This is a genomic window from Mucilaginibacter terrae, from assembly GCF_042679325.1.
Classification (GTDB): domain Bacteria; phylum Bacteroidota; class Bacteroidia; order Sphingobacteriales; family Sphingobacteriaceae; genus Mucilaginibacter; species Mucilaginibacter terrae.
This window is the reverse complement of record NZ_JBHTMJ010000008.1, coordinates 203848-216815: the sequence shown is the minus strand read 5'-3', so window position 1 is coordinate 216815 and position 12968 is coordinate 203848. Positions and strand designations below refer to the sequence as shown.

General features: G+C 41.4%; 10 protein-coding genes. 7 read left to right on the top strand and 3 right to left on the bottom strand.

What is annotated here, in order from left to right:
• The first annotated feature begins 32 nt into the window (after positions 1-32).
• Together topA and ACFQ3S_RS07975 are read left to right on the top strand one after the other, a co-directional pair.
• Positions 33-2423: a type I DNA topoisomerase gene (gene topA / locus ACFQ3S_RS07980; RefSeq protein WP_377163078.1), complete on the top strand. Its 2391-nt coding sequence runs from the start codon at positions 33-35 to the stop codon at positions 2421-2423.
• A gap of 34 nt (positions 2424-2457) precedes the next feature.
• Complete coding sequence (locus tag ACFQ3S_RS07975) at positions 2458-2862, top strand: hypothetical protein (protein ID WP_377163131.1); 405 nt, start codon at positions 2458-2460, stop codon at positions 2860-2862.
• Between the two features lie 36 nt (positions 2863-2898).
• Here the strand turns inward: ACFQ3S_RS07975 and fabF are convergent, their stop codons facing one another.
• On the bottom strand, positions 2899-4140 hold the full coding sequence (fabF, locus tag ACFQ3S_RS07970; RefSeq protein WP_377163076.1) for a beta-ketoacyl-ACP synthase II: 1242 nt from the start codon (positions 4138-4140) through the stop codon (positions 2899-2901).
• 158 nt (positions 4141-4298) lie between these two features.
• Entirely contained in the window at positions 4299-5243 is a 945-nt protein-coding gene (locus ACFQ3S_RS07965; protein WP_377163074.1) for a Smr/MutS family protein, read from the bottom strand.
• 139 nt (positions 5244-5382) lie between these two features.
• Between ACFQ3S_RS07965 and ACFQ3S_RS07960 the strand changes: the two genes are divergently transcribed.
• On the top strand, positions 5383-6036 hold the full coding sequence (locus ACFQ3S_RS07960; protein WP_377163072.1) for a phosphatase PAP2-related protein: 654 nt from the start codon (positions 5383-5385) through the stop codon (positions 6034-6036).
• 346 nt (positions 6037-6382) lie between these two features.
• Here ACFQ3S_RS07960 and ACFQ3S_RS07955 read toward each other — a convergent pair whose 3' ends face one another.
• Positions 6383-6631, bottom strand: a complete 249-nt coding sequence (locus tag ACFQ3S_RS07955; protein ID WP_377163070.1) for a YtxH domain-containing protein — start codon at positions 6629-6631, stop codon at positions 6383-6385.
• A 303-nt stretch (positions 6632-6934) separates the two neighbouring features.
• Here ACFQ3S_RS07955 and ACFQ3S_RS07950 point away from each other — a divergent pair, with 303 nt between their 5' ends.
• From ACFQ3S_RS07950 to ACFQ3S_RS07935, 4 genes are all read left to right on the top strand, one after another.
• Positions 6935-8674, top strand: coding sequence for an FAD/NAD(P)-binding protein (locus ACFQ3S_RS07950; RefSeq protein ID WP_377163068.1), 1740 nt, complete (start codon positions 6935-6937; stop codon positions 8672-8674).
• A gap of 12 nt (positions 8675-8686) precedes the next feature.
• Complete coding sequence (locus ACFQ3S_RS07945) at positions 8687-9277, top strand: DUF1543 domain-containing protein (protein WP_377163066.1); 591 nt, start codon at positions 8687-8689, stop codon at positions 9275-9277.
• Between the two features lie 138 nt (positions 9278-9415).
• Positions 9416-11890, top strand: a complete 2475-nt coding sequence (gene galB, locus ACFQ3S_RS07940) for a beta-galactosidase GalB (protein WP_377163064.1) — start codon at positions 9416-9418, stop codon at positions 11888-11890.
• A gap of 22 nt (positions 11891-11912) precedes the next feature.
• Positions 11913-12968, top strand: a complete 1056-nt coding sequence (locus ACFQ3S_RS07935) for a glycoside hydrolase family 43 protein (protein ID WP_377163062.1) — start codon at positions 11913-11915, stop codon at positions 12966-12968.

The window sequence follows — 12968 nt, the reverse complement described above, 5'->3', positions numbered from 1 at the left end:
TTGTGTTTATTTGCAAAAAAGAAAACGCGTTAATGGCTAAAAATTTACTCATTGTTGAGTCACCGGCGAAAGCTAAAACTATAGAGGGATACCTTGGCAAAGACTTTACGGTCAAGTCGAGTTATGGCCATATCCGCGATCTGGTAAAGTCGGAAGATGCGATTGATATACCTAATAACTTTGCACAAAAATATGAGGTACCTGCCGATAAAAAACAGGTAGTAAGTGAGTTAAAGAAGTTAGCTAAGGAAGCCGAAATGGTATGGCTCGCCTCTGATGAGGACCGGGAGGGTGAAGCGATCTCCTGGCATTTATTTGAAACTTTGGGTTTAAAAGAAAACAAAACAAAACGCATAGTTTTCCACGAAATTACCAAACCCGCCATTATGCGGGCTATTGAAAATCCACGTACTATTGACTATAACCTGGTAAATGCCCAGCAGGCACGCCGTGTTTTGGATCGTTTAGTAGGTTTCGAACTATCGCCGGTACTATGGAAAAAGGTTAAACCTTCCTTATCAGCCGGTCGTGTGCAATCAGTCGCGGTACGTTTAATAGTTGACCGCGAACGAGAAGTTAATAAATTTACGGCCGAAGCTGCTTTTAGGGTAGTAGCCATATTTGGTAAAGGCAGAGAAGCTTTCAAAGCCGAGTTGCCAGAGCGTTTTACCGAACAGGCTGAAGCCGAAAAGTTTTTAAACGATTGTGTTGAAGCTGCTTTCACTATAAAATCATTAGATACCCGCCCTACCAAGCGTTCGCCTGCTGCACCGTTCACTACATCAACACTGCAGCAAGAAGCCAGCCGTAAACTGGGTTTTTCGGTTTCGCGCACCATGTCGGTAGCGCAAAAATTATATGAATCGGGTAAAATTACCTATATGCGTACCGATAGTGTTAATTTATCTGACACGGCCTTAAATGCTGCACAAGAGGAAATTACATCGGCTTACGGTGATAAATATCATCAGTACCGTAAGTATAAAACTAAATCGGCCAGTGCGCAGGAAGCGCATGAGGCTATCCGTCCTACTTATTTCGGTGTGCATACTGTTGATGGCGAAAATGCCGAAAAACGCTTGTACGAACTAATTTGGAAACGAGCCATCGCTTCACAAATGAGCGAGGCACAGTTTGAAAAGACCACCGCAAAAATTGATATTTCAACCCGAAAGGAAGATTTAGTTGCCAATGGTGAGGTAATGAAGTTTGACGGTTTCCTTAAAGTGTATCTCGAATCGAACGATGAAGAAGAGGAAAACACCCAAGACGAAAACAACGCCATTCTTCCGCCGCTAAACAAAGGGCAGTTATTAGCCTTACAGGAAATAACCGCTACCGAACGTTACTCACGTCCGCCGGCACGTTATACAGAGGCCAGTTTGGTTAAAAAGCTGGAAGAGTTAGGCATCGGCCGTCCGTCTACCTATGCTCCTACCATTTCTACAGTACAAAACCGTGGTTATGTGGTTAAGGAAGAACGCGAAGGTAAAACACGCAACTACCGTGTGCTAACACTGAAAGATAAGTTAATTAAACACGAGCAGAAAACAGAGAATACTGGTGCAGAGAAAAATAAGCTCTTCCCTACCGATATTGGCGCCGTAGTGAACGACTTTTTGGTGCAGCACTTTAAAGGGATAGTCGATTTTCATTTTACAGCTAATGTTGAAAAGCAATTTGATGAAATTGCACAAGGCCTAACCGAGTGGACCAAAATGATCCGCACGTTTTACACGCCTTTTCATGAGGGTGTTCAAATTACACTCGAAACAGCCGATAAGGCACGTGGCGAGCGCGACTTAGGCGTACACCCCGAGAGCGGTAAAAAGATGTCGGTACGTATTGGCCGTTATGGCCCGTTCGTGCAAGTTGGCGACAGCGACAATGAACAAGAAAAGCCGCAGTACGCCAGTTTACGTACCGGTCAAATGATTGAGACCATTACGCTGGAAGATGCTTTGGAGCTCTTTAAATTACCTAAAAAGGCCGGAGTTTATGAGGATAAAGATATGACTGTAGCTATTGGCAAGTTTGGTCCGTACATCCGTCATAACAGCAGCTTTTACTCGTTGCCTAAAGGGTTGGATCCTATGACGGTGACCGAACAACAAGCCATTGAGATCATTGAAGAGAAGCGTAAAAAAGATGCTGAAAAGCTGATTAAGGCCTTTGACGAAGACCCGGAGATGAAGTTACTGAATGGTCGTTGGGGTCCTTATATAGGTTATGGTAAACTAAATATTAAAATCCCCAAGGGTAAAGAACCGCTGGAACTCACTTTTGAAGAGTGCAAAGCCCTGGCCGATGCTATGGAAAAAGACACTAAAAAACCTGTAGGTAAAAAAGCGGCTCCAAGTAAACCGGCAGCTAAGAAACCCGCCGCAAAAAAGTCGACAGCTAAAACCACAGCCAAAAAATAATATAGCACACGCCTGGCAACAGGCGTTTTTGATGATGATAAAAGATTTGCCCCAAAATATTGTTGAAGATATTGCCGTAGCAGTAGCACTTGAAAGAGAAAGTGCCGAAAGCAAAATCTGGTACGTTTATTTAATTAATTTAAAAGGCCAGCCGATAGAAAATGTACTGGTAAGTTCTAAAGGTTATGGAGAAAAAGATGGCGAGCAGGTTAAAACATCGGTTTTACGCCACATGCTGGCCCTGGTGGCCAGCCAGTCATCGGCACTTATAGAACCCATTGATGAGGAAACCTTCGGACTAAGCAATGAGTACTGGGTAAGCTATTACATAGGCCGCGAGATCTATGATAAGAAGTTCATATTTTTACCCGAAAGCATTGTAGAAGGCAACTTTATTAAACTGCCTGTACTGAACAAGGTTGGCGTAATGATTAAATAACCACCGATAATTATTGCTATAACAGTAATTATACAGTTATATTTTTTTAAATAATACTACCGCGTTATGCCCACCGAAGCCAAACGTATTACTCATAGCCACATCCACCTTTTTCTCCTGCGATGCGCCGGTGACTATATTTAAACCGAAAGGTAATTGCGAATCTAACACAGTAGTGTTTATGGTGGCCGGTACAATACTATTTTCTATAGCTTTTACCGAAATAATAGCTTCTATAGCTCCGGCTGCACCTAAAAGATGACCAGTCATAGATTTGGTAGCGCTCACCGATAAATTGGGACTGTTGCCAAATGCTCCAAATATTGCTTTAGCTTCGCTTATATCGCCTACAGGGGTCGAGGTGGCATGCGCGTTAAGGTAATCAACTTCGGTATGAACTAAACCGGCATCCTTTAAGGCCAGTTCCATAGCTTTTATGGCACCTTTACCTTCGGGATGGGTAGCGGTAATATGGTAGGCATCGCCCGTCATGGCGGCACCTGCAACTTCGGCGTAAATAGTGGCACCCCGTTGTTTCGCATGTTCGTATTCTTCCAATACTAAAACACCAGCACCTTCTCCCATTACAAAACCATCGCGCTCTACATCAAACGGACGGGCGGCAGCCTGCGGATCGTAATTACGGGTTGATAAGGCTTTGAGCGCGTTGTAACCACCCATAGAACCTTCTGTTATGGGCGCATCGGCACCCCCTGTAATTATAATTTTAGCTTTTCCCCAGCGAATGTAATTCAAGGCATCCATCATGGCGGTATTAGCACTGGCACAGGCGGTTACCGTAGTAAAATTTACCCCCATAAAACCGTATTTGATGGATATTAAACCCGCTGCCATATTAACCAGCGTTTTAGGGATAAAGAACGGGTTAAAATGCGGCTCATGATCTGTTGCAACATAATCACGGATCTGATGTTCGAAAGTATCCATACCTCCCTGCGCTGAGCCAAATATCACACCCACATCATAAGGAGATAGCGCATTCATCTCAAAACCAGAATCTTCAATAGCCTGCTTAGCGGCTATTAACGCATATTGAGTGTACAGATCGTTACGTTTGATCTCGCTTTTGTCCAGGTAGTTGGCAGCACTAAAATCATTGGGCAACTGGGCTGCAAATTGGGTTTTAAATTTTCCTGCATCAAAACGGGTAATGATTTTAGCACCGCTTTTTCCATTCTTAATATTTGTCCAGAAGGTATTTACATCAAGTCCTAACGATGAAACAACACCCATTCCGGTTATTACTACTCTTTTCATTTTTTATTGATTACACCGGATTTTATTGATTACACCGATGCTTATTAACTTATTATTAGATTAAAGGTTTGCTTTATGAACACACAGATTTTTTAACATTTCCATACTTTTTAAATGGGTCGCTGTGTTATATCGGTAAATCAAATAAATCTCTGAAATCATTTCAAAAGTACTTTAGTTGCACCATAGCCAAACTTTTCTTTACGGGCATCCATAAAAGTTTGTACTTTAGGGTGTTTACCTAACTGTTTATGTAGCTCATGACGTAATATGCCATTGCCGGCGCCATGTATAAAAGTAATATCGGGCAGTTGGTGTACAATGGCAGCATCAAGGGATTTTTTAAAATAATCGAGTTGAATATGCAGTATTTCCTGGCTATTAATAAACTGGTAATCGTCGCGCAGTTTTTCAATATGCAGGTCAACCTCGCCCTTGGGTTTATCCACCTGTTGTTTTTCGGCAGCGGGCTTAAAAAAACTTTCTTTCAGCTTCTCCGCATCCAGCATCATTTCGGGTTCATCTAACCTTATTAGCCATCCAGGCTGGTTAATTACGGGTACTGTTTTTTTAGCACCGCTAAAATCTTTAGCCTTAAACTTATCGTTAAATAGCAAAGGCGTTTCAGGCTTCATATCCTGCTGGGTATAATACAGTATCTGCAGGTTAAACTTGGGCCATAGTTGTATATCGGCCAATTGCGCCGAATAAATTACAACTGCCGAGTTTGGCGCTACAATACCTATATATTCGCCTTTATACTGTTGTTTTTCGGTTTTAAAAGTAGCCAGTAATTGGTACGAGGTATCGTTCACTAAATTAAAATGCACAACTGAAGCCGCTTTAGTATCACCAACCACGCCCAGGTAAACCCCTTTTGCCTTAAACTCGGCAGTTGGAATTATTGTTGCGGCCGGGTTAATACCGGCTGCATTACCACCCGATTGATGACCATACACCGATGTAACCTTGCTTGCCAGCACGGGGATCTCAAAATCATCTTCACCTGTTACACCGATCATATTTTCATCTATGATCCGTGTAACATAGCCCTCCATGCGTTCATCTACAAAGCGTACAAAGTCGCCTAACTTATATTTCATAAAGTATTTTTAGCGAGGCAAAGTTACTTTATTATACCATAAATTATAACTAACCGGTAACGTGTTGTTAATATTGACATAAAAATTATTTAACATATCATATAATCCGCTATTTTTGCAAACCCGTATTTATTTAACTGTGAACCGTAATCATTCTATTTCCTTAAAGCAAAACTGGAAAGCCATCTGGGCTTCCACAACACAACGTTCGCTCATGTTAGCCGGATCTGTTGTAGTTGCGCTTATTTTATCGGCTATGCCTTTCTTTTTTCAAAGCATTGAGCACAGGCCGGGTGTACAACTAAATGATTACATATTATCACATGTGCCAGCTCAGGATGTTTCTGTATATATCTTCCTGGTTATTTGGAGTATGGCAGGTTTAACACTATTTAGGGCTGTACAAACGCCATCAGTTTATGTACGGTATGTGTGGTTGTATATAGTTATATGTCTCACCCGTATGCTTACTATTTCGCTGGTGCCATTGGCTGCACCAGCAGGTTTGGTAGAGTTGGTAGATCCTTTAACCAATGTGTTTTACGGTCATACTGTAGTTACTAAAGATTTGTTTTACTCGGGCCATACTGCGAGCTTGCTTACCATGTACTTTTGTTTGCCTAAAAAATCAGACAGGGTATTAGTTATTTTTGCAACTACTATAGTGGGATGCTTATTATTGGTTCAGCATGTGCATTATACGGTTGATGTATTAGCAGCTCCTATATTTGTCTTCCTTTTAAACAGAATATTGCAATCAACTATTTTCGCCAACGGTAAGCTCAGTAACTAAATTTATTTTTCCACTACATTTTTATATTCAAGCAAGGGGTATATATTTAGTGTTTTTACAAATTCCAAAGTTTAAATCAATTTCCTTCGTATTTAATATTAACCCCTGTATTGTGGGCTCCATATTTATGTGGATCGGTATTTTTTCGTAATTGGAGGCCTTCAATTGTATAAGCACTTTTAATATGATATATTTATTTTGCCGGTACAGTTTGGCAACTTGTTAAGCCTGTTATTAAAGTTGTACTTAACAATTGAAGGCTACGCTGATAATAATATGAAAGGTTAAATTCCTTGTTATATTTAACACCAGCGTTTAATTTCTCTCCATGGTATAGCGTTAAGCTTTAACTTTTAACTATCACTTCAATATCGTGCAAATCGGTTACTTTCTTTTTCAGTTTAGGTGCCTTATGCTGAAGATAATCGGTAGCATGCTCCTTTACTTCTTTGCTTTTACCTGATAGTTTTTTGCGGAATGCAAAGCCCTTTTTTGTAGCATATAAATAGGCTATAGCACCGGCGGTAATAGCACCCACGGCAACGGCAGCTATGGTTACACCGCTGTGGTCTTCTTTTACAAATGGATTTTTCATAGTGTTAAATTTTTAATTCAACACTCATAATTAAATATGGTTCTAATTAATTAACTCATAATACAAAGTAAACGATATGGGTTACCTAAAGCCCAAAAAAATAGAGGGTTAGGAATGCATTTGGAATTCCGATAGATGAAACCTGCGTCAATTTTTTATAGTATTAAAACTAAAGTATTAATTTATAGTTACTGTTTGCAAGTCGGGATCAATCCGGTTTAACTATAAACAAATCAGCCTGGAGCAACCTGGTTGAAGTAAACATTCTATTAAATACAAAGGTAATCTTCCGCATCTGAGGTAATGATACAGTCAAACAAATTTATCCGCATTGCCATTTTAGGAGGCGGTCCAAGTGGTCTTTTTATGTTTAAACGACTTGTTGAAGCAGGTCGTACTGATATAAATATAGCCGTTTTTGAAAGAAAGCAATTGCTGGGTGCCGGTATGCCCTACAGCCGCGATGGCGCCTGCGATGAGCATATCACTAACGTCTCGGGTAATGAAATACCGGAATTGGTAACAACGGTTGAAGAGTGGATAAAAACCGAAGACCGCGATACGCTTAAACGTTTCCGTATAAATCCCGAAAACTTTAACGATTATAAAGTATTGCCCCGGTTACTGTTTGGCAGGTATCTGTCTAAACAGTTTAATTTGTTAACTCAGCAAGCTAAAGAGCGCGGCATACCAACCACTATTTATTATAGTACCGATATAACCGATATAATTGATGCTCCCGAAATACAAACAGTTAATATAGTTACAGGCAACAACGAAACCTTTGAGTTTGACAAAGTAATAGTTTGCACCGGCCATAACTGGCCCAAACAGCTGGAAGGTAAAATACCGGGCTATTTTGATTCGCCGTATCCACCGGCCAAACTTGCTTTCCAGGCCAACCATGCGGTAGCCGTTAAAGGATCATCGCTAACAGCAATTGATGCTTTGCGCACATTGGCCCGCAGTAACGGCCAGTTCACACGTACACAAGAGGGCAAGCTCAACTTTACGTTAAACTTGGATAGTATTGATTTTAAAATCATTATGCACTCTCGAAACGGCCTACTACCTGCCTTGCGCTTTCATCTCGAAGACTCACACCTGGCTAAAGATTCGATATTAAGTGATGAAGAAGTTGATAACGTACGAAATGAGAACGAAGGTTTTTTACCGCTTGATTATGTGTACCGTAAAAACTTCCTGGATGGTTTACAAGCTAACCGCCCTGAGTTTTATGACCGAATCAAAGACCTGTCGATAGAAGAGTTTGTTACCCAGATGATGAGCTTACGGGAAACAGTGCCAGCATTTCAATTACTTAAAGCCGAATATGCGGAAGCCGAAAAATCTATAGATCGTGAGCAGTCTGTTTACTGGAAAGAAATGCTCGCTATATTGAGCTTTGCCATGAATTACCCGGCCAAATATTTTTCGGCTGAAGACATGCAGCGTTTGCAGAAAACACTTATGCCGCTAATTTCTATCGTTATAGCTTTTGCCCCGCAAGGTTCTGTTGAAGAGATGTTGGCGCTTTATGATGCAGGAGTTTTGGATATTGTAAGCGTAGGCGACGATAGCAGCATTGAACCACAGCAGGAAGGTGGCATTATTTACTTGTACACAAATGAACAGGGAGATAGGGTATCAAACCGTTTCCTGTCATTTGTGGATTGCGTGGGCCAGCCACACTTATTATATAATGACCTGCCGTATATGAGTTTATTAAGTAGCCATACCGTAAGCCCGGCCAGGCTCCGTTTCAGAGATGCCGAAAAAGGTGCGCGTGAAATAGAGCATGGCAATAAAAAAGTGATCAAAGATCATGATGATGCGTACTACCTTCAAGTTGCCGGCATTGCCATTAACGATAATTTTCAGGTAGTGGATGCCTACGGTGCTTTAAATGAGCGTATTTACATGATGGCCGTTCCTTATATCGGGGGTTACAATCCCGACTATTCGGGGCTGGATTTTGGTGAAGCAGCTTCTGCCCGGATTATTAAAAGTTTGCTGCCAAGCCTAGTACAAACTGAAATTTAGCAAACATAACTAATGACAGACCTATCGTTAAAACCATATAAATTATTTATGCTGCTGCTGGGCTCTAAAGCTCCGCGGCGTAATGTTGAACAACACGATTTCTACTTCGGGATAGCCCGTCATTTGAAAGACCTGGTTCCTCAAATCAGAGCTTTTTGGCCCGAAGCCGGCAATAGCATTCACCTTGATGGTTGGAGGGAAGTAAATACGGTAGACGGCTATAAAGTAGAGATCACCTTAAAAGAGGAAGATCAGACATTAAACGGGCCCAAACTGTTTTTTATAAACCTGGGTGGTTATCAAACCGGCAAGCTGGAAGAACAGCATTACACTGTGTTAGGTGTTTATGAAAACAGGACACAAGCCATGCAATCGGCTAAGAAAACGGTATTTTTCAGAGAACAATCGGCTAAAGGTATGAAGGGGGCAAATTCGCACATCGACGAAAAATATGGCATAGATGTAGATGATGTTTACCGTATAGAAGACATCTTAACGGCTGAAATAAAAGAAAAATTTCAGATCAACCTGATCGAAACAGCAAATTTGGAGGAGGATATTATTCACCTCGGCTATATTACCATGGATAAGTTATTGAAATAAGGATCATTAAATCAGCATTAAAATTTAATAATTATACGAGCCGGTTTAATAGCTGGAAGTTCTTACTTACGTTTTTGCAGTATAGTTATTCTGAAATTTTTATATTAGCGGCGTTACATGCCTATATATAAAACCAATATGCCTAAGATTTTCATAAACAGCAAACTATTGCTAACCATCCTTTTTAGTTCCGTTTTATTCGTCTCTTTTAATTCGGTAAAAGCACAAACCAGGACAGAATACCTTCTTGATAAAGGCTGGCACTTCAGCAAGGGGGAACAACCCGATGCGCAAGCCGTAACTTTTAACGATAATAAATGGGAAAGTGTTACCATCCCTCACGATTGGGCTATTAAAGGGCCGTTCGATGGCAATAATGATATTCAGAAAGTTAAGATCGTTCAAAACGGTGAAAAAGATGAATCGGTAAAATCGGGCAGAACGGGTGGTTTACCTTTTATAGGCGTAGGATGGTACCGCTTAAAATTTAATGTCCCCGTATTTTCATCGGCCAAAAAGGCATCCCTTATTTTTGATGGTGCTATGAGCAATGCTACTGTTTTTATTAACGGCAAAGAGGTTGGCAAGTGGCCTTATGGTTATAATTCTTTTCATTTTGATGTAAGTAGCTTTTTAAACCCCGGCTCAGAAAATTTACTGGCAGTAAGGCTCGAAAACCTTCCGCAGTCATCACGCTGGTACCCGGGTGCCGGTTTATACCGCAATGTACATTTAGTGGTGACCAATACTGATCATATTCCGGTATGGGGCACATACGTAACAACCCCGGTTATTACCAAAGACTTTGCTAAGGTGTCTTTGAAAACCAATATTAAATTTAACCAGGATCAGTTTAAAGCACTAAAATTAGTTACAGAAATTAAAGATGCAAAAGGCATTAAGGTAGGCGAAACCTCATCTGTTTTAACCGAAACAAACCAGTCGGTATTTGTACAGGAAGCGATTATCAAATCACCTAAATTATGGTCGCCCGAAACCCCAGTACTTTACACCGCGGTGTCTCGCCTGTACGACCAGGATAAGTTGGTGGATGAATATTCAACACGCTTTGGTGTACGTTCTTTCAAATTTGAAGCAGGTAAAGGCTTTTCCTTAAATGGGGAGATACGCAAGTTTAAAGGGGTATGTAATCATCATGATCTGGGTCCGTTGGGCGCCGCGGTAAACAAATCTGCTTTAAGGAGACAATTAGCCATATTAAAAGAAATGGGGTGCGATGCAATTCGTACCACGCACAATATGCCTGCCCCCGAATTGGTTGAGCTTTGCGATGAAATGGGCTTTATGATGATGGTAGAATCGTTTGATGAATGGAAAACGCCCAAAGTAAAAAACGGTTACAGTCATTTATTTGATGAATGGGCCGAGCGCGACATCGTAAACATGATACATAGGGATAGGAATCATCCGAGCGTAATTATGTGGAGCATAGGCAACGAAGTACCTGACCAGGGTGCCAAAGGCGGTAATAAATTAGCCAAATGGTTGCAGGATATATGTCATCGCGAGGACCCAAGCAGACCGGTAACCGTTGGTATGGACCGCATTGATGCCGCCTTAACCAATAACTTTGCTTCTATTTTAGATATACCTGGTTTTAATTATAAGCCTGCCCGTTATGATGAAGCCAATAGCAAACTACCACAGGGGTTTATTTTAGGGACCGAAACGGCATCAACGGTTAGTTCGAGGGGGATTTACAAATTCCCGGCAGCATTATTTAAAAATAAGATGTATGATGACAATCAGACTTCATCTTATGACCTGGAGGCCTGCCCATGGTCTCAAATACCTGAAGATGAATTTGTTAAGCAAGACGACTTGAAGTATGTAATAGGAGAATTTGTATGGACAGGTTTTGATTACCTGGGCGAGCCTACACCTTACGACAGTAAGTGGCCATCACATAGTTCATATTTTGGAATTGTTGATTTAGCAGGAATACCTAAAGATCGTTTTTACTTATATCGCAGCAAATGGAATACGGAGAAAACTACCCTGCATGTGCTGCCACATTGGACCTGGCCCGGTCGCGAGGGGCAAGTAACACCGGTTTTTTGTTATACCAGTTACCCATCGGCCGAGCTTTTCATTAACGGAAAAAGCATGGGTAAACAGGAGAAAAATAAAACTGATAACCTAAGCCGTTACCGCCTGATGTGGAAAAATGTAAAGTACGAACCAGGAACGTTAAAGATAGTGGCTTATGACAATAATGGCAAAGCCGCAGCTCAGCAAGAAGTTAAAACAGCAGGAAAGCCACATCATATTGAGTTAACTGCTGACCGCTCAGCAATTGATGCCGACGGTAAAGACATTGCTTTTATCTCTGCCCGTATATGCGATGCGGCCGGCAATCTTTGTCCTGATGCAACCAATCTGCTTAACTTTCAAGTAACAGGAGCAGGCAATTTTAAAGCGATAGCCAACGGCGATGCTGCCAACTTGCAGCCTTTTCACAAACCAACCATGAATGCATTTAGCGGTATGCTGGTTGGGTTGGTACAGTCTTCAGAAAAAGCGGGTGGCATCCGGGTTAATGTTTTGTCGAAAGGTTTAAAAACAGGAGTTGTTACCTTAACCAGCAAGTAACAGGTTAGTTAAAAACTATGTTATGAGGAAACAACAATTAGTTTGGCTGATATTTTGTACCCTGATAACTGGTGCATGTTCCGCGCAGAAATCTAAAGTTCCGAAAGAGAAAAACATGGGTGCTTACCTCATGGTTTACTTTAAGGATGATACGCATGGTTTATATATGGCCCTGAGCAAAGATGGCTATAGTTTTACCGATGTAAATAAAGCGAAGCCCATTATTGCCGGGGATACCATTGCCGAACAAAAAGGCATCCGCGATCCTTATATTTACCGTGGGCCTGATGGCCTGTTTTACCTGGCGTTAACCGATCTGCACATCTATGGTGATAAAGCAGGTTACCGTACTACCCAATGGGAGCGCGATGGCAAGGAATACGGCTGGGGCAATAACCGTGGGCTGGTGCTCATGAAATCGGCCGACTTGGTACACTGGTCGCACATGGTTTTAAGGGTTGATAAGGCTTTTCCCGAACTGGCCGATATTGGCTGTGCCTGGGCGCCCGAAATGATCTATGACGAGGTAAAGAAGAAAACCATGCTGTACTTTAGTATGCGTTATGGTGCCGGAAAAGAAAAGGTTTACTACACTTATATGAACAAAGGTTTTACCGCTATGGAAACGCATCCAAAATCCTTGTTTGATTACCCCAACGGTGTACCTTACATTGATGCCGATATAACCAAGGTTGGCAACAAATACCACCTGTTATATGCCTCGCACGATGGTACTTCCGGTGTAAAACAAGCTGTATCAGATTCGGTTCATACCGGTTATCAGTATGATCCTCAATGGTACGATCCCGAAAAGGTAGGCTGCGAGGCGCCAACCATTTATAAACGGATTGGTGAAAATAAGTGGGTATTGATTTATGATATTTACCGTTTAAACCCGCATAACTTCGGTTTTAGTGAAACCTCTGATTTTGTTAATTTTAAAAACTTAGGTCGCTTTAATGAAGGGGTAATGAAAGCTACTAATTTTTCGGTACCTAAGCACCCGGCAGTAATTCAGGTTACCCGTAAGGAAGCACAAAAACTGGCCGACAATTGGGGCCTCGATATGAAATTTTAA